The sequence below is a fragment of the Escherichia sp. WS1450 genome, from assembly GCF_046487395.1.
Lineage (GTDB): Bacteria > Pseudomonadota > Gammaproteobacteria > Enterobacterales > Enterobacteriaceae > Escherichia > Escherichia coli.
The window spans coordinates 22,835-46,672 of sequence record NZ_JBJQJO010000026.1 but is presented as its reverse complement, the minus strand read 5'-3'; the positions used below and the strand labels follow the sequence as shown (position 1 = coordinate 46,672).

The following is a 23,838-nucleotide window of genomic DNA, read 5'->3' as shown; positions in this document are numbered from 1 at the left end:
TCACTCTTCAACAGACCGATTTGCACCCCAGCAAATGTAGCGTTATTGTTACCTTCCTTGCTACAGAGTTCGACAGATATCCCGCTATGACATTCTCCCTTTTTGGTGACAAATTTACCCGCCACTCCGGCATTACGCTGCTGATGGAAGATCTGAACGACGGTTTACGCACGCCTGGCGCGATTATGCTCGGCGGCGGTAATCCAGCGCAGATCCCGGAAATGCAGGACTACTTCCAGACGCTACTGACCGACATGCTGGAAAGTGGCAAAGCGACTGATGCACTGTGCAATTACGACGGTCCACAGGGGAAAACGGAGCTACTCACACTGCTTGCCGGAATGCTGCGCGAGAAGTTGGGTTGGGATATCGAACCACAGAATATTGCACTAACAAACGGCAGCCAGAGCGCGTTTTTCTACTTATTTAATCTGTTTGCCGGACGCCGTGCCGATGGTCGGGTCAAAAAAGTGCTGTTCCCGCTGGCACCGGAATACATTGGCTACGCTGACGCCGGACTGGAAGAAGATCTGTTTGTCTCTGCGCGTCCGAATATTGAACTGCTGCCGGAAGGCCAGTTTAAATACCACGTCGATTTTGAGCATCTGCATATTGGCGAAGAAACCGGGATGATTTGCGTCTCCCGGCCGACGAATCCAACAGGCAATGTGATTACTGACGAAGAGTTGCTGAAGCTTGACGCGCTGGCGAATCAACATGGCATTCCGCTGGTGATTGATAACGCTTATGGCGTCCCGTTCCCGGGTATCATCTTCAGCGAAGCGCGCCCGCTGTGGAATCCGAATATCGTACTGTGCATGAGTCTTTCCAAGCTGGGGCTACCTGGCTCCCGCTGCGGCATTATCATCGCCAATGAAAAAATCATCACCGCCATCACCAATATGAACGGCATTATCAGCCTGGCACCTGGCGGTATTGGTCCGGCGATGATGTGTGAAATGATTAAGCGTAACGATCTGCTGCGCCTGTCTGAAACAGTCATCAAACCGTTTTACTACCAGCGTGTTCAGGAAACTATCGCTATCATTCGCCGCTATTTACCGGAAGATCGCTGCCTGATTCATAAACCCGAAGGAGCCATTTTCCTCTGGCTATGGTTTAAGGATTTGCCAATTACGACCGAGCAGCTCTACCAGCGCCTGAAAGCACGGGGCGTGCTGATGGTGCCGGGGCACAACTTCTTCCCAGGGCTGGATAAACCGTGGCCACATACACATCAATGTATGCGCATGAACTACGTGCCGGAGCCGGAGAAAATTGAGGCGGGTGTGAAGATTCTGGCAGAAGAGATAGAAAGAGCCTGGGCTGAAAGTCACTAAAAATTGCCTGATGCGCTACGCTTATCAGGCCTACATGATTTCTGCAATATATTGAATTTGGTAGAATTTGTAGGCCGGATAAGGCGTTTTAGCCGCATCCGGCATAAACAAAGCGCACTATCCCTGCGTTGAGAAACGCCGGAAAAACGTTTCAAACAGGCTGCTGCCGTAGCCGATGTCGCTGCACTTTCTCGACATCCATGCACTGCAACGCCTTTGTCGGGCAGGCTTCAACACAGGCCGGTCCCGTCGCCCGATGCCAGCACAGATCGCACTTAATCGCCCTCGCCTTTTTGCGCGAAGAAACGACCTCCATCGCACCAAACGGGCAAGCCAGCATACAGCTTTTACAGCCAATGCAACGTGATTGTTCAACGAAAATATGCCCATGTTCGCGGCTTATCGCGTCAACAGGGCAGACATTCGCGCACGGTGCATCTTCACACTGATGGCAGGCTACTGCCGTGGTCCAGCTGTGGTCTTTAATAACACGAATACGGGAAATAAACTCGTCTGGTGACAACGCAGCGCAATCCTGATTTTCCTGATGCGACACTGCGCAAGCCACTTCACAGGTACGGCAACCGATACATTTCGTCGCATCTGCAATAATAAACCGGTTCATGATCACTCCTTTGCACTAAAACAGCAGAGTGCCAGAGAGCGCGTCTCTACTGCTTTGATCCAACGAAGGAAATGTTAAAGTTTTGGCACTTGTCCAAAGGGTTATGTGATCGCGCCCTGGTCGTCCCTGACAGTAAATCCCAGTTCATTAGAAATAGCCTGCGCGGTTTCACGCAGTGGTTTCAGGAGATTTTTCTCCCCCACCTGTTTCAGACGTGATGTCGAAAGAGAAATCGACACGGCGTACGGCACCCGCCCATGAATATCAAACACCGGAACAGCAATACAGGAGACGCCGAGTTCGTTTTCTTCTCTGTCCATCGCCGCTCCGCTTTCACGAATGTGCGCCAGTTCGTCGAACATCGCGGGGAGCTCGGTAATGGTATTGCGGGTTAACGGCTGGATCTCATGCTGATGGCTTTCCCAGTATGACTTCACGTAGTCCGGGTGACCAAACGCCATGTAGATCTTGCCCATTGCGGAACAGTAGAGCGGCATATGCTGGCCTATATAGGCACGGGTTCGCAGCATCCCGGTTGTGGGTTCCAGCTTATAAATCAAAATAGCGTGATCGTCTTCGCGGCTGGAGAAGTTAATGGTTTCACCAGTGGCGATGTTCAGTGCCTCAAGATGCGGAGCGGCGATATGAATGATATTCAGCGAAGACAGCGCCTTCTGCCCGACGGCAATAAATTTGGTAGTCAGGCGGTAACTCCCTGCGGCGGGCGCGGTGGTCACATAGCCGCAGGACTGTAATCCCTGCAATAAGCGATGGACGGTACTCTTATTTAAACCAGCCAGTTCCGAAAGATGCGCCAAAGGACAACCGTTTGGATAGTTGCTCAAAATCTCAATCAGCATCAACCCGCGAAACAGACTCTGGCTTCCGGCTGGACGCTCTTTTTCCTGCGCCATCTCGTTCTCTTTTTTTCCCATCACTTCTTTCCCCATTTTGTCGCGTCCTGATGGTAGCGCAAAGTGTGTCGTAGTTCACGATCTCGACAGATAATTTATAACCACTTGATTTTTAAGTTTTTTGAAATTCATCAATCAGATTGCTTTGTTAAAAAGCGATCGATATATTTGAAATAAGATTTCGCATATTGAAATTTTAAGCCAAAAAAGCGATCAAAAAAACAAGGAAGCCAGGGATGAAAGTGACATTTGAGCAGTTAAAAGCAGCCTTTAATCGAGTCTTAATTTCACGCGGCGTTGACAGCGAAACGGCTGATGCCTGTGCCGAAATGTTCGCCCGCACCACCGAATCCGGCGTTTATTCTCACGGCGTCAACCGTTTCCCTCGTTTCATTCAACAACTGGAAAACGGCGATATCATTCCCGATGCCCAACCCAAACGTATAACCAGCCTCGGCGCAATTGAACAGTGGGACGCTCAGCGTTCGATCGGTAACCTGACAGCGAAAAAGATGATGGATCGCGCCATTGAACTGGCTGCCGATCACGGTATTGGTCTGGTGGCACTACGTAATGCCAACCACTGGATGCGCGGCGGCAGCTACGGCTGGCAGGCGGCGGAAAAAGGCTATATTGGCATTTGCTGGACCAACTCCATCGCCGTAATGCCGCCGTGGGGCGCAAAAGAGTGTCGCATCGGCACCAACCCGCTGATCGTCGCCATTCCTTCTACCCCAATCACCATGGTCGATATGTCGATGTCGATGTTCTCTTACGGCATGTTAGAAGTTAACCGTCTGGCAGGTCGTCAGCTCCCGGTCGATGGTGGCTTTGATGATGAGGGCAATTTGACCAAAGAACCTGGCGTTATCGAGAAAAATCGCCGCATTTTGCCGATGGGCTACTGGAAAGGTTCTGGCATGTCGATTGTGCTGGATATGATCGCCACTCTCCTTTCCGACGGCGCATCGGTTGCCGAAGTCACCCAGGACAACAGCGACGAATACGGCGTTTCGCAAATCTTTATCGCCATCGAAGTGGATAAATTGATCGACGGCCCCACCCGCGATGCCAAGCTGCAACGCATCATGGATTACGTTACTACCGCTGAACGCGCTGACGAAAACCAGGCCATCCGCTTACCCGGCCACGAATTTACTACCCTGCTGGCCGAAAACCGCCGTAACGGCATCACCGTTGATGACAGCGTGTGGGCCAAAATCCAGGCGTTATGAGGAGATAAGTCATGATTTTTGGACATATCGCGCAGCCTGACCCGTGCCGTTTGCCTGCCGCCATTGAAAAGGCGCTCGATTTTCTGCGCGCTACCGATTTCAACGCCCTGGAGCCGGGTGTTGTCGAAATCGACGGCAAGAATATTTATGCGCAAATTATCGACTTAACGACGCGAGATAAAATCGAAAACCGTCCGGAAGTGCATCGTCGGTATATCGATATTCAGTTTCTGGCGTGGGGTGAAGAGAAAATCGGCATAGCTATTGATACGGGAAATAATAAAGTCAGCGAATCACTATTAGATCAGCGCGATATTATTTTTTATCACGATAGTGAACATGAATCATTTATAGAAATGATACCGGGCAGCTACGCTATTTTCTTCCCGCAGGATGTTCATCGACCAGGTTGTATTCTGCAAACAGCCTCTGAGATACGAAAAATTGTGGTTAAAGTCGCATTAACAGCGCTGAATTAATCGAATAATCGTCTACGCCAGAACGCCTGGGTAATGTTATTGCTCTAACTATATTAATAATTTAGGTTGCTGCACATGCAACTTGAATTATGACAGACATAGCCTCAAGGAATAGCTATGAAAAAAATACCTGAAGCAATACTGGCGATTAATCTCGCCGTACTCTCCTGTATTGTATTTATAAACATTATTTTAAGATATGGTTTTCAGACAAGCATTTTATCTGTTGATGAATTGTCTCGTTATTTATTTGTCTGGTTAACGTTTATTGGCGCGATTGTAGCTTTTATGGATAACGCCCACGTTCAGGTCACCTTTCTGGTGGAGAAACTCTCCCCCGCGTGGCAGCGACGAGTCGCTCTGGTTACCCATTCCTTAATCTTATTTATTTGTGGCGCACTGGCCTGGGGCGCAACGCTAAAAACAATTCAGGACTGGAGCGATTATTCACCGATCCTCGGCTTGCCCATCGGTCTGATGTATGCCGCTTGTCTGCCCACCAGCCTCGTTATCGCATTCTTTGAGCTGCGTCATTTATATCAACTCATCACGCGTAGCAATTCTCTAACGCCGCCACCGCAAGGAGCTTAATCATGGCTGTGCTGATTTTTCTGGGCTGCCTGTTGGGTGGCATTGCTATCGGTTTGCCTATTGCCTGGGCACTTTTGTTGTGCGGGGCGGCGTTAATGTTCTGGCTGGATATGTTTGATGTCCAGATCATGGCACAAACGCTGGTGAACGGAGCCGACAGTTTCTCCCTGCTGGCGATACCGTTCTTTGTGCTGGCGGGTGAAATCATGAATGCGGGCGGCTTGTCAAAACGCATTGTTGACCTGCCGATGAAACTGGTGGGGCATAAACCAGGCGGGCTGGGCTACGTCGGCGTGCTGGCGGCTATGATTATGGCAAGCCTTTCTGGTTCTGCCGTTGCAGATACCGCCGCCGTTGCCGCTCTACTGGTGCCGATGATGCGCAGCGCCGACTACCCGGTCAACCGGGCGGCGGGGCTGATTGCCTCTGGCGGCATTATCGCGCCAATTATTCCCCCTTCCATTCCGTTTATTATTTTCGGCGTTTCCAGCGGATTATCCATCAGTAAGCTGTTTATGGCGGGCATTGCCCCTGGCATGATGATGGGCGCAACGCTGATGCTTACCTGGTGGTGGCAGGCCAGTCGCCTTAATTTACCCCGCCAGCAAAAAGCAACGATGCAGGAAATCTGGCACTCTTTTGTCTCCGGTATCTGGGCGCTGTTTCTTCCAGTCATCATTATTGGCGGGTTTCGCTCCGGTCTGTTTACCCCTACCGAAGCCGGGGCCGTTGCTGCTTTCTATGCGCTGTTTGTCGCCACAGTTATTTACCGTGAAATGACCTTCGCCACACTTTGGCATGTGCTCATTGGCGCAGCGAAAACGACCTCAGTGGTGATGTTTCTGGTGGCCTCGGCACAAGTTTCCGCCTGGCTGATCACCATTGCTGAACTGCCGATGATGGTTTCTGATTTACTGCAACCGCTGGTCGATTCACCGCGTCTGCTGTTTATCGTCATTATGGTGGCTATCCTGATTGTCGGCATGGTCATGGATTTAACGCCGACGGTATTAATTCTTACCCCGGTATTAATGCCTTTAGTTAAAGAGGCAGGAATCGATCCGATTTATTTCGGTGTCATGTTTATCATTAACTGCTCAATCGGCTTAATTACACCGCCTATCGGTAATGTGCTTAACGTTATTTCAGGGGTGGCAAAACTCAAATTCGATGATGCAGTCAGAGGCGTTTTCCCTTACATCCTGGTTTTATATTCATTATTAGTCGTATTTGTTTTTATTCCCGATCTCATCATCCTCCCTTTGAAATGGATTAATTAAAAGGAAAATATTATGAAATTACGTTCTGTAACCTACGCTTTATTAATTGCCGGAGTGGCTGCGTTCAGCACATCTTCTCTGGCGGCACAATCATTACGTTTCGGTTATGAAACCTCACAAACCGACTCGCAACATATTGCGGCAAAGAAATTCAATGAATTATTACAGGAAAAAACCAAAGGCGAACTGAAATTAAAATTGTTTCCGGATAGCACTCTCGGTAATGCGCAGGCGATGATCAGCGGCGTACGTGGTGGCACCATCGATATGGAAATGTCCGGCTCGAATAACTTTGCCGGGTTGTCACCTGTGATGAACCTGCTTGATGTCCCTTTCCTGTTCCGCGATACCGCTCACGCGCATAAAACGCTCGACGGCAAAGTCGGTGATGACCTGAAAGTCTCCCTTGAAGGTAAGGGACTGAAAGTACTGGCCTACTGGGAAAACGGCTGGCGCGATGTCACCAACTCGCGCGCACCGGTTAAAACCCCCGCCGACCTGAAAGGGCTGAAAATTCGCACCAACAATAGCCCGATGAATATCGCCGCATTCAAAGTCTTTGGCGCTAACCCGATCCCGATGCCGTTTGCCGAAGTCTATACCGGGCTGGAAACGCGCACTATCGACGCTCAGGAACACCCGATCAACGTCGTCTGGTCAGCAAAATTTTTCGAAGTACAGAAGTACCTTTCTCTGACGCACCACGCCTATTCGCCACTTCTGGTGGTGATCAACAAAGCGAAGTTTGACGGCTTAACCCCGGAGTTCCAGCAGGCGCTGATCTCATCTGCGCAGGAAGCGGGTAACTACCAGCGCAAACTGGTTGCCGAAGATCAGCAAAAAATCATCGACGGCATGAAAGAAGCGGGCGTGGAAGTCATCACCGATCTCGACCGCAAAGCCTTTAGCGACGCACTGGGGAATCAGGTTCGCGACATGTTTGTTAAAGATGTGCCGCAGGGAGCTGATCTGCTGAAAGCCGTGGATGAGGTGCAATAAACCATGACGCAATACTGGCTGGGGTTAGATTGTGGCGGTAGCTGGCTGAAAGCCGGGCTGTATGACCGCGAAGGCCGGGAGGCAGGCGTGCAACGCCTGCCGCTGTGCGCATTAAGCCCGCAGCCAGGCTGGGCAGAGCGCGATATGGCAGAACTGTGGCAATGCTGCATAGCTGTCATTCGCCCCCTGCTTACTCATTCTGGTGTTAGCGGGGAACAAATAGTCGGTATCGGCATCTCCGCACAGGGAAAGGGCTTGTTTTTGCTGGATAAAAACGACAAGCCGCTCGGTAACGCCATTTTGTCCTCGGATCGCCGGGCGATGGAAATCGTTCGTCGCTGGCAGGAAGATGGCATCCCGGAAAAACTCTACCCGCTGACCCGACAAACCTTGTGGACCGGGCATCCGGTGTCGCTGTTACGCTGGCTGAAAGAGCACGAACCAGAACGCTACGCGCAAATTGGCTGCGTGATGATGACGCACGACTACCTGCGCTGGTGTTTAACTGGCGTCAAAGGCTGTGAAGAGAGCAATATTTCCGAGTCCAACCTCTACAACATGAGTCGCGGGAAATATGACCCGTGTCTCACCGACTGGCTGGGGATCGCTGAAATCAACCACGCCCTGCCGCCTGTTGTCGGATCTGCCGAAATCTGCGGGGAAATCACCGCTCAGACAGCTGCACTGACCGGTCTGAAAGCGGGTACGCCCGTTGTCGGCGGCCTGTTTGATGTGGTTTCCACCGCACTCTGCGCCGGGATCGAAGACGAATTTACCCTTAATGCGGTGATGGGCACCTGGGCGGTGACCAGCGGCATAACCCGTGGTTTACGTGACGGTGAAGCGCATCCGTATGTCTATGGTCGCTACGTTAACGATGGTCAATTTATCGTTCACGAAGCCAGCCCCACCTCTTCCGGCAACCTCGAATGGTTTACCGCACAGTGGGGAGAAATCTCGTTTGATGAGATTAACCAGGCCGTTGCCAGCTTGCCAAAGGCCGGGGGCGATCTCTTTTTCCTGCCGTTCCTGTACGGCAGCAACGCCGGACTCGAGATGACCAGCGGTTTCTACGGGATGCAGGCCATTCACACCCGCGCACACCTGTTGCAGGCCATTTATGAAGGCGTGGTGTTCAGCCATATGACCCATCTCAACCGGATGCGCGAACGTTTTACTGATGTGCACACCCTGCGCGTCACTGGCGGCCCGGCGCATTCCGATGTCTGGATGCAAATGCTGGCGGACGTCAGCGGGCTGCGTATCGAACTGCCGCAGGTGGAAGAAACCGGCTGCTTTGGTGCGGCACTTGCCGCCCGCGTCGGCACCGGAGTTTATCGCGATTTCAGCGAAGCCCAACGTGATTTACAGCACCCAGTACGCACCCTGCTGCCGGATATGACCGCACATCAGCTTTACCAACAAAAATACCAACGCTATCAGCATCTCATTGCCGCACTTCAGGGCTTTCACGCCCGCATCAAGGAGCACACATTATGAGCCGACCACTTCTGCAACTGGCCCTCGACCACTCATCACTTGAAGACGCACAGCGCGACGTGATGCTGTTAAAAGACAGCGTCGATATCGTCGAAGCGGGCACCATTCTCTGTTTAAACGAAGGGCTTGGCGCGGTGAAAGCCTTGCGCGAACAGTGCCCGGACAAAATCATCGTTGCTGACTGGAAGGTCGCCGACGCGGGTGAAACGCTCGCGCAACAGGCGTTTGGCGCAGGCGCTAACTGGATGACCATCATCTGCGCCGCGCCGCTCGCGACGGTGGAAAAAGGCCACGCCATGGCGCAACGCTGCGGTGGTGAAATTCAGATAGAGCTGTTCGGTAACTGGACGCTGGACGACGCCCGCGACTGGCATCGTATTGGCGTGCGGCAGGCCATTTATCATCGCGGTCGTGACGCGCAGGCCAGCGGGCAACAGTGGGGCGAAGCCGATCTGGCACGCATGAAGGCGCTTTCCGATATCGGCCTTGAGCTTTCCATTACTGGCGGGATTACCCCTGCTGACCTGCCGCTGTTTAAAGATATCCGCGTGAAAGCGTTTATTGCCGGGCGGGCGCTGGCAGGCGCAGCAAATCCGGCGCAGGTGGCTGGCGATTTCCATGCGCAAATTGATGCCATCTGGGGAGGCGCGCGTGCGTAATCATCCGTTAGGGATTTATGAAAAAGCGCTGGCGAAAGATCTCTCCTGGCCCGAGCGGCTGGTGCTGGCGAAAAGCTGCAGTTTTGATTTTGTCGAAATGTCGGTGGATGAAACCGACGAACGTTTGTCACGCCTTGACTGGAACGCCGCACAACGTGCTTCGCTGGTCACTGCGATGATCGAAACGGGTGTTGCCATTCCGTCAATGTGCCTGTCCGCACATCGTCGCTTTCCCTTTGGCAGCCGGGACGAGGCGGTGCGCGAACGGGCGCGGGAAATCATGAGTAAAGCGATTCGCCTGGCGCGCGATCTCGGCATTCGCACCATTCAACTGGCGGGTTATGACGTCTATTACGAAGACCACGACGAAGGCACCCAGCAACGTTTTGCTGAAGGGCTGGCGTGGGCGGTCGAACAGGCGGCGGCATCACAAGTCATGCTGGCGGTGGAGATTATGGATACCGCGTTTATGAACTCCATCAGCAAATGGAAAAAGTGGGACGAGATGCTCGCCTCGCCGTGGTTCACCGTCTACCCGGACGTCGGCAACCTCAGCGCCTGGGGCAATGATGTTTCCGCCGAACTGAAACTGGGCATTGACCGTATTGCCGCAATCCACCTGAAAGACACCCGGCCAGTCACCGAGCAAAGTCCCGGACAGTTCCGTGATGTGCCGTTTGGCGAAGGCTGCGTCGATTTCGTTGGCATCTTCAAAACGCTGCATGAACTGAACTATCGCGGTTCTTTCCTGATTGAGATGTGGACCGAAAAAGCCAAAGAGCCGGTGCTGGAGATTATTCAGGCGCGGCGCTGGATTGAAGCGCGTATGCAGGAGGCTGGATTTATATGTTAGAGCAACTGAAAGCCGACGTGCTGGCGGCGAATCTGGAGCTTCCCGCTCACCATCTGGTGACGTTCACCTGGGGCAATGTCAGCGCGGTAGACGAAACGCGGCAATGGATGGTAATCAAACCTTCCGGCGTCGAGTACGACGTGATGACCGCCGACGATATGGTGGTGGTTGAGATAGCCACCGGTAAGGTGGTGGAAGGCAGAAAAAAACCCTCGTCCGACACGCCAACGCATCTGGCGCTCTACCGTCGCTATGCCGAAATCGGTGGCATTGTGCATACCCACTCGCGCCACGCGACCATCTGGTCACAGGCCGGGCTGGATCTCCCCGCCTGGGGCACCACGCACGCCGATTACTTCTATGGAGCCATCCCCTGCACGCGCCTGATGACCGCAGAAGAGATCAACGGCGAGTATGAATACCAGACTGGCGAAGTGATCATTGAAACCCTCGAAGAACGCGGCAGGAGTCCAGCGCAAATCCCGGCGGTTCTGGTACATTCTCACGGCCCGTTCGCCTGGGGAAAAAATGCCGCCGATGCAGTGCATAACGCCGTGGTGCTGGAAGAGTGCGCCTATATGGGCCTGTTCTCGCGCCAGCTTGCGCCGCAACTCCCTGCGATGCAAAACGAACTGTTGGATAAGCACTACCTGCGTAAGCATGGGGCCAATGCCTATTACGGGCAGTAATCCCTCACGCCGGGGCTTCATCGCCCCGGCACTACGAATTGATATGTTCCTTGCTGTAACGTCGCTTCCACGCAGCTGGCGTTAAACCGGTGTGTTTGCGAAAAATCTGCCGGAAATAGCCAACGTCATTAAACCCGCACAACGCCGCCACTTCCGTGAGCGATCGCGCTTCGCTAATTAACAGCTTTTCGGCTTCGCGCACTCGCTGGCGATGGATTGCTTCTGTTAACGTCAGATGAAACACCCGCCGATAGACGCGCCCAAGATAATCGGCATTGCAGTACAGCTCGCGGGCTAAAAGCGCCGTGGAAAGCGGGCGATGATATTGCGTGCGGATCAGTTTCTGCGCTTTCCAGGCAAGCGTGGTACCTGCGGCATCGGCCTGTTCATCAAGACGCGCGTCACGGGTGAGTTGCTGCAAAATCAGCAGCACAATAAACTCCAGCGCCGGAGTGCGTTGATGCTTTTCCTGTTCGCTTAAGAACTGGCGAAACAGGGCCACCAGCGCCTGCGGATCGGCAACCTTCGTTTGTTGCGGCACGCTAAGATGAGTGAGCCAGCGCGGGTCGCTATCCGGCGCTTTAACCTCAAAATGCAGCCAGTAAAATTTGAGATCGGCGGGAAAATCCTCTACCCCAACATGCTGTCGGTTCGGCCAGAGTAATAAACTCTCTCCCGCATCGACCAGAAATATCCGCTCTTCTTCCTGAATCGTTAATCGACCTTTTTCGACAAAGATAATTTCCCATGACTCCAGCCGCCTTGCCGGATGCCTCCCTACGCCACGGGAAATAAATAATCCACCATTTTGCACTTTAATCGGTAACGTCATGGATAATTCGAGCATTGATATGTAATTTCCCGCTTATTCATTAATGATTAAACACATTACCTTTTGATTATTAATCAAAAACATTAATTTCACCTGATCCATTTCACACTTTTAAATTCAGGTAGGAATCGTCACCTTTTTTTACTCTTTTCTCGCCTTGTTGATATTCCCGTTCACGGCAGAATTAATCAGGTCATTGCAATAAAACTAAAAATTGCTCCCTATTCACGAGGAATATCTATGACCTCTACACCGATTACTACCGCTGATATCGCTAAAGGTAAAATTGACGATGCGTTATCTGTACGGGAAAAAATAGGCTACGGCCTGGGTGACGCAGGCGGCACCGTAATAACTTGCCTGATCATGAACTTTCTCACCTTTTTCTACACCGACGTTTTTGGCTTAACTCCGGCGCTGGTCGGCACACTGTTTATTGCACTGCGCGTGTTTGATGCCATCTCCGACCCGGTGATGGGCGTCATTGCCGACCGGACGCAAAGTCGCTGGGGGCGCTTTCGTCCGTGGCAGTTATGGATTGCCATTCCCATCGGCATTATCGGCATCCTGACGTTCACCGTGCCAGATGCCAGCATGGGAGTAAAAATCGCCTGGGCGTTCGGCACTTACCTGCTCCTTTCAGTCGGTTATACCGCCATCAACGTGCCGTACTGCGCGCTGATCAACACCATGACCACCCGCCACAATGAAGTGATCTCCTGCCAGTCCTGGCGATTCGTTCTCTGCGGCGTAGCGGGATTTCTGGTTTCGGTTGGCCTGCCGTGGATGGTGGATCTCTTCGGTCAGGGTAATGCCGCGCGCGGCTATCAACTGGGCGTCGGCGTACTGTGCGCCACCGCCGTGGTGATGTTCCTGTGCTGTTTCTTCTGGGTTCGTGAACGGGTACCGCTCTCCACAATGGGGAAATTTACCCTGCGCGAACATCTTGCCGGGCTGCGGAACAACGACCAACTACTGCTGATGCTGGTCATGTCTTTCCTGCTGATTAACGTCTTTAACATTCGCGGCGGTGGGTATATGTACTTCATTACCTACGTCTTACAAGGCAGTACGGGCTACACGTCGCTGTTCTTCACTATGGTCACCTTCGCCTCCATTATCGGCTCGGTGATTGTCAGCCCGTTAACGCGACGTTTCGATACCGTCAAAATTTACTACTACACCAACCTGCTCCTCGCTGCGCTGGCGGTGTTGATGTGGTTCCTGCCTTCTGGCCCGGCTTATCAGACGCTGTGGCTGGCGGTGATCCTCGGTAATGGCGTGATTCTTGGCTTCACATTGCCACTGCACTTCTCATTGATGGCCTTTGCCGATGACTACGGCGAGTGGAAAACCCGCGTACGTTCTTCCGGCATGAACTTCGCCTTCAATCTGTTTTTCATCAAGCTGGCCTGGGCCTCCAGCGCCGGGATCATCAGCCTGCTGTTTATTTTTGTCGCCTACCAGCCAGGCGTGGAAAACCAGACCACCAGTTCGCTTGGCGGGATCACGGCGATGGAAACATTGCTGCCTGCGCTATTCCACCTGCTGCTGGCAGGGGCGATCCGCTTTTGCAAACTCAATAACCCTATGATGTCACGCATTGCTAGCGACCTGCGTCAGCGTCATGTACAGCCTTAAGGAGCACAAGATGAACATTTCGGAAGTCGATCTGCATAAACTGACGGTCAGCGATCCGTTCCTCGGTCAGTACCAACAACTGGTCCGCGACGTGGTGATTCCTTATCAGTGGGATGCCTTGAACGATCGTATCCCAGAAGCGGAACCCAGCCATGCGATTGAAAACTTTCGCATTGCCGCAGGACTGCAAGACGGTGAATTTTACGGGATGGTGTTTCAGGACAGCGACGTCGCCAAATGGCTGGAAGCGGTAGCCTGGTCGCTGTGCCAGAAGCCGGATGCCGAACTGGAAAAAACTGCTGACGAGGTAATCGAACTGGTCGCTTCCGCCCAGTGCGAAGATGGCTATCTCAATACTTACTTTACGGTAAAAGCGCCCGAAGAACGCTGGAGCAATCTGGCGGAGTGTCATGAACTTTACTGCGCCGGTCATCTGATTGAAGCCGGAGTCGCCTTCTTCCAGGCCACGGGCAAGCGGCGCTTGCTGGAAGTGGTTTGCCGTCTGGCCGATCATATCGACAGCGTATTTGGTCCAGGTGAAAGTAAGTTACACGGTTATCCTGGTCACCCGGAAATTGAACTGGCACTAATGCGCCTGTATGAAGTGACCGAAGAGCCGCGCTACCTGGCGCTGGCGAACTATTTTGTCGAACAGCGTGGTGCGCAACCGCACTATTACGACCAGGAATATGAAAAGCGCGGGCAGACCTCGCACTGGCACACCTACGGCCCGGCGTGGATGGTGAAAGATAAAGCCTACAGCCAGGCGCATTTACCCATCGCACAGCAACAAACCGCCATCGGACATGCAGTACGCTTTGTATATCTGATGACTGGCGTCGCACATCTGGCGCGTTTAAGTCACGATGAAAGCAAGCGTCAGGATTGCCTGCGGCTGTGGAACAATATGGCCCAGCGTCAGTTATATATTACCGGCGGCATTGGCTCACAAAGCAGCGGCGAAGCGTTCAGCAGCGATTACGATCTGCCGAATGACACGGTATACGCCGAAAGCTGTGCTTCCATCGGCCTGATGATGTTCGCCCGGCGAATGCTGGAAATGGAAGGCGACAGTCAATATGCCGATGTGATGGAGCGCGCACTGTACAACACCGTGCTCGGCGGCATGGCGCTGGATGGCAAACATTTCTTCTATGTGAATCCGCTGGAAGTGCATCCAAAAACGTTAAAATTCAACCATATCTACGATCACGTTAAGCCGATCCGCCAGCGTTGGTTTGGTTGCGCTTGTTGTCCGCCAAATATCGCCCGCGTGCTAACCTCGATTGGTCATTATCTCTACACGCCGCGTGAAGATGCGTTGTATATCAACATCTACGCAGGAAACAGCATGGAAGTGCCGGTAGAAAATGGCACGCTGCGTCTGCGGGTTAGCGGAAACTATCCGTGGCAGGAGCAGGTGACGATTGCGGTTGAATCGCCCCAGCCGGTGCGTCATACGCTGGCTTTACGTCTGCCGGACTGGTGCACACAGCCGCAGATCATATTGAATGGGGAAGAGGTCGGGCAGGATATTCGTAAAGGGTATTTGCACATTACCCGCGAATGGCAGGAGGGCGATACGCTGAATCTGACTTTGCCGATGCCGGTACGCCGCGTTTACGGTAACCCTCAGGTGCGTCACGTCGCCGGAAAAGTGGCGATTCAGCGCGGCCCGCTGGTGTATTGCCTGGAACAGGCCGACAACGGCGAGTCACTGCATAACCTGTGGCTGCCCGCCGATGCGCCATTTACGACATTTGAAGGCAAGGGATTGTTCCGCCATAAGATCTTAATCCAGGCTCCGGGTTACCGGTATGAACAGAGCAATCCAGAGCAGCAACCGCTGTGGCATTACGACAGCGCGCCAGCCAAACGCCAGCCGCAAACCCTGACCTTTATCCCGTGGTTTAGCTGGGCCAACCGGGGTGAAGGCGAAATGCGGATCTGGGTGAATGAGGAAAAGCATTGCCATCCGTAGGTTGGATAAGGCACTCGCGCCGCATCCAACGTAAGGAGCACATTGCCTGATGCGACGCTTAACACGTCTTATCAGGCATACAAGTCGGTGCGAGAGTGTAGGCCAGCCGCACCGACATCCACCGGTGAATTAAAAACGCCAGCTCACGCCGGTGACAAAGGTAAAACTCTCATTACGATCAATCATCGGGCTGTCGGTAACCTCTTCCGGCAGCTCGCTGTATCCTGCGCTCGCCATCAATACGACGTGCTCTCCTATCGGGTATTTTGCCGTCAGGCTGACATAGGGCACCCAGGCATCCTGCGCGGAATAACTTGCCAGACCGCTACGACGGGACTCACTCTCTGAAATGCCATAGTAATAGTCACTGAAATTCTCGTCATAATAGAGAACGCCCAGCGCAGGTGTCAGCGACAGGCGACCTATCTGCATTTTGTGGAATACCGATAGCTCCCCCACCCAGCCGTTGCTGTTATCCAGAACGTCCGCAGCCGCAGAGGCTTTCACGGTTCCCCAACGCTCGTGGTGATACCAGGCAACCCCCGCCATAGCCGTACTATCACGCTTATCAAGCTGTTGCATGGCATAATCGTCATTATCGGTAGGGTCAAATTCCAGCGGCATCCAGGATGCGGTCAGGCTAAGTTCATTTTTTTCACTTTGCGACAGAATAAAACCTAACGTGGTCTGACGAACATAAAAAGTATCACCTTCATAGCTAATCAGCGGAATTGCCTTTGTATTTTCATTATAACCGCGATAAGGCGATTCATTATAAGCCGCACCAGCACCAATGGATAATTCAGAAGCAGTTGCGCTTGCCATAAAAGGCAACGCAAATAACGCCACAATATTGCGGTTAATTAACATGTCCGGTATTCCATTTTAAAATAAGATAAAAAAGAGTCGGCATAGTAATGCTTACAATTTCTCCGGTGCAAGATTCATATTTATATAGTAATATATAAAATTATATATAATTGGGCTGTTGCGATGACAAAATTACAACTTAAGTACCGGGAGTTAAAAATTATCTCGGTAATCGCTGCCAGTGAAAATATCAGCCATGCCGCGACTGTACTTGGCATCGCACAGGCCAACGTCAGCAAATATCTTGCTGATTTTGAATCAAAAGTGGGTTTAAAAGTTTTTGACCGAACCACCCGACAACTGATGCTCACACCTTTTGGCACCGCGCTATTACCGTACATCAACGACATGCTGGACAGAAACGAGCAGCTTAATAATTTTATTGCAGATTATAAGCATGAGAAACGTGGTCGGGTCACCATCTACGCCCCAACCGGCATAATTACCTATTTATCCAAACATGTAATCGATAAAATTAAAGATATCGGTGATATCACCTTATCGCTAAAAACCTGCAATCTTGAGCGTAATGCCTTTTATGAAGGCGTCGAATTTCCTGATGATTGTGATGTTTTAATCAGCTATGCCCCACCAAAAGATGAATCGCTGGTTGCCAGTTTTATTACCCAATATGCCGTAACCGCTTATGCCAGCCAGCGCTATCTTGAGAAACATCCCATTAGCCGTCCTGACGAACTCGAACATCACTCCTGTATTTTGATCGACTCGATGATGATCGACGACGCGAATATCTGGCGCTTCAACGTCGCCGGGAGTAAAGAGGTGCGGGATTATCGCGTGAAGGGAAATTACGTTTGCGACAACACGCAATCGGCGCTGGAGCTGGCACGAAATCACCTGGGGATTGTGTTTGCGCCAGACAAAAGTGTACAGAGCGATCTGCAAGACGGCACGCTGGTGCCCTGCTTTCAGCAACCCTATGAATGGTGGCTGGATCTGGTGGCTATCTTCCGTAAACGGGAATACCAGCCCTGGCGGGTCCAGTATGTGCTGGATGAAATGCTGCGTGAAATTCGCCACCAGCTTGCTCAGTCGCAGCAACTGCGGCCTGAACAAGCGGCGGAAAGCGAAGATTAATGATCGAGATAAAGGTAATGCACCCAACTGGTCATGCGTAACAGCACTTTGCGCATCACCGAGACATGGCTGAAATGATCAGAGTAAACCGCCACCTGGGCGTAAATACCGTCTGGTAAAGCGCTCAAATCAGTGTGCTCATCCAGTTCAATGGTCGCGATAACGCCATCTGAACCCGGCGCTGTGTTTAACGTCTGTAAGGTGCCGGTCGACTGATAAGCTCCGCCGGGAACGGCTGGACTAATGGCTGCCAGCTTACCGCTGAATACCTTACCTGGCAGAGCATTAAACACCACTTCCGCATCGTCGCCAGGAGCCAGTCGCAGCAAGGAGTTCTGACGGAACTGCGCCACGATTTGTCGTTTCTGATCGGGTATAAACACCATCACCGGACGTAGCGGCAGCGACGCGGCATAGGTACCCGGACGAATCAGGACCTGAGTCACATAACCATCGCTCGGCGCACGCACTATCGTCTGCTCAAGGTTATATTTTGCTTCCGCGAGCTGCGCTTTCAGGCTGGCGATTTGAGAATGTTCACCCAACACCAGGCTATCCAGCTGGCTCTGGATCTGTTTTTGTTCCGCTGCCGATGACTTTACGGAGGCTTCCTGCGCCAGATAATTTTGCCGCGCCACATCGATATCGCGTTCTGAAAACGGGTTTACTTTCGCCTGGCTGCCGCGTGCGTAACGCTGATACTCTTTAGCGAATTTATCCCGCGTGGCCTTTGCCTGCTGAGTATTCGCCACCATCTCATCTAACTCTGCGCCCAACGCCCGCTGTTTATGTTCTGCGGTAACGATATCCGCCATCAGCCGATCCACCCGCGCCTGATAACGCGTCGGGTCCAGTCGAAATAGCACTTCACCTTTTTTAATCAGCGTATTTTTCTTATCCGTCACTTCAATCACCACACCAGTCACCTGTGGGACAACAGGAATAGAAATAACCGCTTTTTGCGCTTTAAAGGTATACGGATGGTTATAGTTCATTAACAGAATTAGACCGCTGACAATAAATATTCCACCCAGGGCCGCTGTGGGAATGGTCCATTTATTTACGGGAATTTTGAAGATCTTAAACATTGCCCATGCAAAAGCCACATAGGTCAAAATAATCAGTAAATCCATAAGTATTACTCGGCAGAAGAGGATTTGATGTCGGCGAGCTGTTTCTCCAGCCCGGCAATGCGCTGTTGCAGTTGCATAACGGATGAATCATGGCTTTGCATTCCCCATCCCCGCTCCGGGCGGTAAAGCGTGGCCCAAATCCACAAAAACGGCCAGATAACATGTAACGTAAAAAGACTCACCCAACCAGCAACATGAATGGCGTCGGCATGAGGATGATTACGTTTTTTAGCAATCAGGTAGGGAATATCATGTAAAATAATAATCCCATAAAATATCACCAGAAATACAAAAATAAGCACTCCCAGCGCAAAATAGTCCAGGAACATATTTCCCTCAAAGAATATAAAAAAGAACAATTAACGCATATTATGAAATGCCATGATGCAGTGCAATTTCCTTATTTATATAACGACATATTGTTTTTTATATACTTTCTGAAGTGTGCTGCGTGGCTTTTCAACAGGTCGAGGTTTATCATATTGAAATAATGGAACTATTGACCAAGCTAATGAATAACTCCAGTAAAACATCCACAGTACAGATAAAGCGTATTAAACCTTCAATTATCTACCGTTTATTGCTGATTGGCCTCGGAACGCCAATGGTGATTTACGGCCTGGTTTGCCCGCTCACCATCGAAACGCGAGATTAAACTCCTGGCAAAACACGCCCCAGAAACGCACTTCTGTTGGCGTAGTCTGGGTTATTGCGCACGTAGGTTTAAAACGTAAATTGTAACAACGTGCGCTTTGTTTATGCCGGATGCGGCGTGTACGCCTTATCCGGCCTACGGTCAGGTCCCCGTAGGCATGATAAGACGAGTAAGCGTCGCATCAGGCAATGAATACCCAATGCGACCAGCTTCTTATATCAGAACAGCCCCAACGGTTTATCCGAGTAGCTCACCAGCAAGCACTTGGTTTGCTGGTAATGCTCAAGCATCATTTTGTGGGTTTCGCGGCCAATGCCTGATTGTTTGTAGCCACCAAACGCCGCATGTGCCGGGTAAGCGTGATAACAGTTGGTCCACACGCGCCCGGCCTGAATGCCGCGCCCCATCTTATAGGCCAGATTACCGTTGCGGCTCCAGACACCCGCGCCCAGGCCATATTGCGTGTCGTTCGCCAGCTCCAGCGCTTCTTCCATCGTTTTGAAGGTGGTCACCGCCAGCACCGGGCCAAAAATCTCCTCCTGGAACACGCGCATATTATTCTGACCAAACAGAATCGTCGGTTCGAGGTAGTAGCCGTCTTTCAGTTCGCCTTCCAGCAGCTTGCGCCGCCCGCCGGTGAGCACATCTGCGCCCTCTTTTTTACCAATATCAATGTAGTTGAGGATGGTTTCCAGTTGCCCGTGCGAAACCTGCGCGCCCATTTGCGTCACGCTGTCGAGTGGGTTACCGCTACGAATGCTTTCGACACGGCGGATGGCGCGTTCCATAAAGCGTTCGTAGATAGACTCCTGCACTAAAGCACGGCTTGGACAAGTGCAAACTTCGCCCTGGTTAAAGGCAAACAGTGCAAAGCCTTCCAGCGCTTTATCGAAAAAGGCATCTTCTTCATCCATCACATCAGCAAAGAAGATATTTGGGGATTTGCCGCCCAGCTCCAGCGTCACCGGAATAATGTTTTGCGTGGCGTACTGCATAATTTGTTGGCCCACTTCCGTTGAGCCGGTAAACGCCACTTTGGCGATGCGTTTCGAGGTCGCCAGATATTCGCCAATTTCCCCACCAGCGCCGTTAACCACGTTCACCACGCCCGGCGGCAGTAAATCACCGACGATTTCCATTAGCAGCAGTACAGAAAGCGGGGTAAGACGTGCGGGTTTCAGCACCACACAGTTGCCCGCCGCCAGCGCGGGAGCCATTTTCCAGCTCGCCATCAGCAGCGGGAAGTTCCACGGAATAATCTGCCCCACCACGCCTAACGGTTCGTGGAAGTGATAAGCCACAGTTTCGCTATCCACTTCACTAATACCGCCTTCCTGCGCCCGAATACACGAGGCAAAATAGCGAAAATGGTCAATTGCCAGCGGCACATCAGCAGCACTGGTTTCGCGAATGGGTTTGCCGTTATCCCAGGTTTCAGCGGTCGCTAACAGTTCGAGGTTCTGCTCCATCCGATCGGCAATCTTAAACAGAATCGCCGCGCGATCCTGCACCGAGGTATGCGCCCATTTATCTTTCGCTTTATGCGCGGCATCCAGCGCCAGATCGATGTCTCGTTTGCCCGAAGACGCCACTTCGCACAGTAGCTGCCCGGTCACCGGCGTCAGGTTCTGGTAATAGTCGCCATCGGCAGGGGCTACCCATTCGCCGCCGATAAAGTTGTCGTAGCGGGCTTTTAACTTAAGAGGAAAACCATACTCGCCGGGCTGAACACGTGCTGAAGGGGGATTGTTGGTCATGATCGTCTCCTTGCGGTGTGAGGTATAACAAGGGTAGACGTGACTGGCGAAATCTTCGCCAGTCGGTAACAGCTTTACGACGGCTATCACGAATTTACGGGCAAGGACTACAGCGGGTAATGTGCGACGTACACGGCTTGCTGGTCATTAATTTTCTTCTCTTGCGCAAACCCTTCTTTAACAATCGTCCGTAAATCAGCTCGAGCCGTATTATCAGAGACGCCCAGGCTCGCGCTAATTTCAGCAACTGTGTACTCTTTCCCCGGATTGGCGAGCATCACATTCAGGAGCGTTACCTGGCGAGGATTCAAGCGTTTAAGCACGCCAGAGCTAAACAGCACACTATCGAATTTTGCGCTTCGTTGCATAATTTCATCAATATGCTGCTGCCAGTTTTGCAAAGCACGTTTAATGACACCCGCCTGATAATCAAGGAAATAAGTCAGATCCATACCATCTGATTCAGTGTACTGGCAGCTGGCGGCATATTTGACCGGTGCAGCATGAAGCAAACGGCTGATGGAAATATATTTAAAGACATCGTAGCCCGATTTCAGCATATACCAGTAAAACAGTGCCCGACTGGTGCGCCCGTTGCCATCGCGAAATGGATGTTCATGGGCCAGCATAAAATGCAGAATGCAGGCACGGATTAACGGGTGAATATACCCTTCATGGCTGTTTAACCACTGGCAAACTTTTTCCAGCCGTTCCAGCAACAATGCCGCAGCGGGCGGTTGGTGCACAATATTGCCGTCATAGTCGGCGATCACAACATCATCTGTTTCACGAAATTCTCCCGGACGATATTTCGCGTCATTGATTCCACCCATACCAATGGCATGTAACTGGCGAATAAGCGCAGTCGTCAGCGGTTCTGCGAGTAAGTGCGGAATTTCCGCCATCAGCCGGGCATTTCCCGCAATCATATGCTCGTCTTCAGTGCGTGGCGACCGCCCTGTTTCCAGCATTTTTCTCGCCACCAGCGTTGTAGTATTCGCACCTTCCAGCTGGGAGCTGGTGATCGGCTCTTCCAGGCGTAACTGGCTTAACTCGGCTCCGGCCCCGCGTAACCGTTCAGTCTGATCTTTCAGCGCCAGCGCGGTAGCACGTTTGTCGACAAGCTCGCACGCTTCTGCAATCACCGGGGTAATGTTGAATCCGGCCTGTTCACCCGCTTCATTGCAATAATTAATTCGTTGGATCGCCGCGTTGCGCGCCAGACGGGTAAGCGTCCACGCCACATCGACGTTTTCTCCTTTTTTGATGCGGTACTGCAACTCATCAAAAGGTAGATAACGTCCTTTTTCATCGGTAACCCGGTTAAAGCGCAGGTGGGCCTGGAGTTCCTCACCCGATAAGTGTGATAAAGGAATAAGTCCGGGAGGTGATTTGATAGCCATGTGCTTATCTCAAAAAAGCGCAATATTGAGATAGTGTATAGCAGGAAAGAGAAACTATCTCAAAAATCGCAAATTTTGAGATAGTTTAAAAAATGGCTGACAATTAGACAGCCATTGTGGGAATGATGATTACATCGCCGCGCGATAAATCGCCATAATTTCTTCGTGAGTTGCCTGGATCGGGTTAGTAAAGCCGCAGGCATCTTTCAGGGCATTGGTTGCCAGCACTGGAATATCTTCTTCTTTCACGTTCAGGTCACGCAGGCCTGCCGGGATATTCACTTTCTTCGCCAGTTCACGGATGGCATTGATGCACGCTTCTGCGCCTTCCGCGTCATTTTTGCCTGTCACGTTAACGCCCATGGCAGCAGCACAGTCACGCAGACGCGCAGCAGCGACTTTGCTGTTGAACACCTGAACGTGTGGCAGCAGAACGGCGTTACATACACCGTGCGGCAGATTGTAGAAACCGCCCAGCTGGTGCGCCATCGCATGAACATAACCCAGAGAAGCGTTGTTGAATGCCATGCCAGCGAGGAACTGGGCATAAGCCATTGCTTCACGCGCTTTAGCATTGCTGCCATCTTCAACGGCTAACGGCAGATTTTCGGCAATCATGGTCACCGCTTTCAGTGCGCAAGCGTCAGTGATCGGCGTTGCAGCAATTGAAACATACGCTTCAATAGCGTGTGTTAAGGCATCCATACCGGTTGCGGCGGTCAGTGACTTCGGCATACCGATCATCAGAGAGGAGTCATTGACAGAAAGCAGCGGAGTCACGTGCTTATCAACAATCGCCATTTTGATGTGACGCGCTTCGTCAGTGATGATGCAGAAACGGGTCATTTCAGAGGCCGTACCCGCCGTGGTATTGATGGCGATCATCGGCAGCTGCGGTTTTGCAGAGCGGTCAACGCCTTCATAATCGCGAATATCGCCACCATTGGCCGCCACCAGCGCAATACCTTTTGCGCAGTCGTGTGGAGAACCACCGCCTAAGGAAATCACGCTATCGCAATTATTTTCTTTAAGTAATTTCAAACCTGCAGCGACGTTTTCCGTGGTGGGGTTAGGTTGGGTGCCATCATAAATAACACTAAAAATATTGCGTTCTTCCAGTGCTTTTTGCACATCACCCGCCATACCCAATTTCGTTAACATATTGTCAGTGACAATTAAGGTACGGGTAAATCCATAATCTGCCATCATATTCATTGCATCATTCAATGAATCAGCACCAATAACATTCACGGAAGGAATAAAAAAGGTTGAAGCTGCCATAACACACTCCTGAAAGTGTAAAA

The 23,838-nt window shown here is 51.7% G+C and carries 23 protein-coding genes; 14 read left to right on the top strand and 9 right to left on the bottom strand.

Annotated features, from left to right (window positions below; all coding sequences use genetic code 11):
• Positions 1-86: 86 nt before the first annotated feature.
• Positions 87-1,340 (top strand): valine--pyruvate transaminase, encoded by a 1,254-nt coding sequence (gene avtA, locus ACJHYR_RS22745; RefSeq protein ID WP_000144359.1) that lies wholly within the window; start codon positions 87-89, stop codon positions 1,338-1,340.
• Positions 1,341-1,491: 151 nt separating this feature from the next.
• Here avtA and ACJHYR_RS22740 read toward each other — a convergent pair whose 3' ends face one another.
• Together ACJHYR_RS22740 and yiaJ are read right to left on the bottom strand one after the other, a co-directional pair.
• Positions 1,492-1,965, bottom strand: coding sequence for a 4Fe-4S binding protein (locus ACJHYR_RS22740; protein ID WP_001296520.1), 474 nt, complete (start codon positions 1,963-1,965; stop codon positions 1,492-1,494).
• 101 nt (positions 1,966-2,066) lie between these two features.
• The gene (gene yiaJ / locus ACJHYR_RS22735; protein ID WP_000514241.1) at positions 2,067-2,915 is read right to left on the bottom strand and encodes an IclR family transcriptional regulator YiaJ; all 849 of its coding nucleotides are present in this window, start codon (positions 2,913-2,915) and stop codon (positions 2,067-2,069) included.
• A gap of 200 nt (positions 2,916-3,115) precedes the next feature.
• Between yiaJ and yiaK the strand changes: the two genes are divergently transcribed.
• From yiaK to araD, 9 genes are all read left to right on the top strand, one after another.
• Positions 3,116-4,114 carry a 3-dehydro-L-gulonate 2-dehydrogenase gene (gene yiaK / locus ACJHYR_RS22730; RefSeq protein WP_000869042.1) on the top strand — a complete coding sequence of 333 codons (999 nt, stop codon included), beginning with the start codon at positions 3,116-3,118 and terminating at the stop codon, positions 4,112-4,114.
• Between the two features lie 11 nt (positions 4,115-4,125).
• Positions 4,126-4,593: a YhcH/YjgK/YiaL family protein gene (locus ACJHYR_RS22725; protein ID WP_000576051.1), complete on the top strand. Its 468-nt coding sequence runs from the start codon at positions 4,126-4,128 to the stop codon at positions 4,591-4,593.
• Between the two features lie 117 nt (positions 4,594-4,710).
• Positions 4,711-5,184 carry a 2,3-diketo-L-gulonate TRAP transporter small permease YiaM gene (yiaM, locus tag ACJHYR_RS22720; RefSeq protein ID WP_059327901.1) on the top strand — a complete coding sequence of 158 codons (474 nt, stop codon included), beginning with the start codon at positions 4,711-4,713 and terminating at the stop codon, positions 5,182-5,184.
• A 2-nt stretch (positions 5,185-5,186) separates the two neighbouring features.
• Positions 5,187-6,464: a 2,3-diketo-L-gulonate TRAP transporter large permease YiaN gene (yiaN, locus tag ACJHYR_RS22715; RefSeq protein ID WP_025210971.1), complete on the top strand. Its 1,278-nt coding sequence runs from the start codon at positions 5,187-5,189 to the stop codon at positions 6,462-6,464.
• A 12-nt stretch (positions 6,465-6,476) separates the two neighbouring features.
• Positions 6,477-7,463, top strand: coding sequence for a 2,3-diketo-L-gulonate TRAP transporter substrate-binding protein YiaO (yiaO, locus tag ACJHYR_RS22710; protein WP_025210972.1), 987 nt, complete (start codon positions 6,477-6,479; stop codon positions 7,461-7,463).
• Between the two features lie 3 nt (positions 7,464-7,466).
• Positions 7,467-8,963 carry an L-xylulokinase gene (gene lyxK, locus ACJHYR_RS22705; RefSeq protein ID WP_059327902.1) on the top strand — a complete coding sequence of 499 codons (1,497 nt, stop codon included), beginning with the start codon at positions 7,467-7,469 and terminating at the stop codon, positions 8,961-8,963.
• Complete coding sequence (ulaD, locus tag ACJHYR_RS22700; protein WP_000089508.1) at positions 8,960-9,622, top strand: 3-keto-L-gulonate-6-phosphate decarboxylase UlaD; 663 nt, start codon at positions 8,960-8,962, stop codon at positions 9,620-9,622. Before lyxK ends, ulaD begins: the two co-directional genes overlap by 4 nt.
• The gene (locus ACJHYR_RS22695) at positions 9,615-10,475 is read left to right on the top strand and encodes an L-ribulose-5-phosphate 3-epimerase (protein WP_001586419.1); all 861 of its coding nucleotides are present in this window, start codon (positions 9,615-9,617) and stop codon (positions 10,473-10,475) included. Before ulaD ends, ACJHYR_RS22695 begins: the two co-directional genes overlap by 8 nt.
• The gene (gene araD, locus ACJHYR_RS22690; protein ID WP_059327904.1) at positions 10,469-11,164 is read left to right on the top strand and encodes an L-ribulose-5-phosphate 4-epimerase; all 696 of its coding nucleotides are present in this window, start codon (positions 10,469-10,471) and stop codon (positions 11,162-11,164) included. The genes ACJHYR_RS22695 and araD overlap by 7 nt, the downstream gene beginning before the upstream one ends.
• A 31-nt stretch (positions 11,165-11,195) precedes the next feature.
• On the opposite strand, the gene ACJHYR_RS22685 is transcribed toward araD, so the two are convergent.
• Positions 11,196-12,011, bottom strand: a complete 816-nt coding sequence (locus tag ACJHYR_RS22685) for an AraC family transcriptional regulator (RefSeq protein ID WP_000891838.1) — start codon at positions 12,009-12,011, stop codon at positions 11,196-11,198.
• A gap of 225 nt (positions 12,012-12,236) precedes the next feature.
• Here ACJHYR_RS22685 and ACJHYR_RS22680 point away from each other — a divergent pair, with 225 nt between their 5' ends.
• Positions 12,237-13,637, top strand: a complete 1,401-nt coding sequence (locus ACJHYR_RS22680) for an MFS transporter (RefSeq protein ID WP_059327905.1) — start codon at positions 12,237-12,239, stop codon at positions 13,635-13,637.
• 10 nt (positions 13,638-13,647) lie between these two features.
• Positions 13,648-15,618: a glycoside hydrolase family 127 protein gene (locus tag ACJHYR_RS22675; RefSeq protein ID WP_001026867.1), complete on the top strand. Its 1,971-nt coding sequence runs from the start codon at positions 13,648-13,650 to the stop codon at positions 15,616-15,618.
• A gap of 129 nt (positions 15,619-15,747) precedes the next feature.
• Here ACJHYR_RS22675 and ACJHYR_RS22670 read toward each other — a convergent pair whose 3' ends face one another.
• Positions 15,748-16,488, bottom strand: a complete 741-nt coding sequence (locus tag ACJHYR_RS22670) for a MipA/OmpV family protein (RefSeq protein WP_000906820.1) — start codon at positions 16,486-16,488, stop codon at positions 15,748-15,750.
• A 123-nt stretch (positions 16,489-16,611) separates the two neighbouring features.
• On the opposite strand from ACJHYR_RS22670, the gene ACJHYR_RS22665 reads away from it, so the two are divergent.
• Entirely contained in the window at positions 16,612-17,586 is a 975-nt protein-coding gene (locus tag ACJHYR_RS22665; protein ID WP_000164036.1) for a LysR family transcriptional regulator, read from the top strand.
• Here the strand turns inward: ACJHYR_RS22665 and ACJHYR_RS22660 are convergent.
• Both ACJHYR_RS22660 and ACJHYR_RS22655 read right to left on the bottom strand, forming a co-directional pair.
• The gene (locus ACJHYR_RS22660) at positions 17,583-18,719 is read right to left on the bottom strand and encodes an HlyD family secretion protein (protein ID WP_000364890.1); all 1,137 of its coding nucleotides are present in this window, start codon (positions 18,717-18,719) and stop codon (positions 17,583-17,585) included. The two genes, ACJHYR_RS22665 and ACJHYR_RS22660, sit on opposite strands and share 4 nt — an antisense overlap.
• Positions 18,720-18,724: 5 nt before the next feature.
• A complete protein-coding gene (locus tag ACJHYR_RS22655; protein ID WP_000478195.1) occupies positions 18,725-19,048 on the bottom strand; it encodes a DUF3302 domain-containing protein in 324 nt (107 codons plus the stop codon).
• A gap of 122 nt (positions 19,049-19,170) precedes the next feature.
• On the opposite strand from ACJHYR_RS22655, the gene ACJHYR_RS22650 reads away from it, so the two are divergent.
• Positions 19,171-19,374 (top strand): hypothetical protein, encoded by a 204-nt coding sequence (locus ACJHYR_RS22650; protein WP_000885435.1) that lies wholly within the window; start codon positions 19,171-19,173, stop codon positions 19,372-19,374.
• Between the two features lie 218 nt (positions 19,375-19,592).
• Here ACJHYR_RS22650 and aldB read toward each other — a convergent pair whose 3' ends face one another.
• The 3 genes from aldB to yiaY all read right to left on the bottom strand — a co-directional run bounded on the left by aldB (position 19,593) and on the right by yiaY (position 23,815).
• A complete protein-coding gene (gene aldB / locus ACJHYR_RS22645) occupies positions 19,593-21,131 on the bottom strand; it encodes an aldehyde dehydrogenase AldB (protein ID WP_014639341.1) in 1,539 nt (512 codons plus the stop codon).
• A 107-nt stretch (positions 21,132-21,238) separates the two neighbouring features.
• Positions 21,239-22,534, bottom strand: coding sequence for a Fic family protein (locus tag ACJHYR_RS22640; protein ID WP_000985748.1), 1,296 nt, complete (start codon positions 22,532-22,534; stop codon positions 21,239-21,241).
• A 129-nt stretch (positions 22,535-22,663) separates the two neighbouring features.
• On the bottom strand, positions 22,664-23,815 hold the full coding sequence (yiaY, locus tag ACJHYR_RS22635) for an L-threonine dehydrogenase (protein WP_000741502.1): 1,152 nt from the start codon (positions 23,813-23,815) through the stop codon (positions 22,664-22,666).
• Positions 23,816-23,838 lie beyond the last annotated feature (23 nt).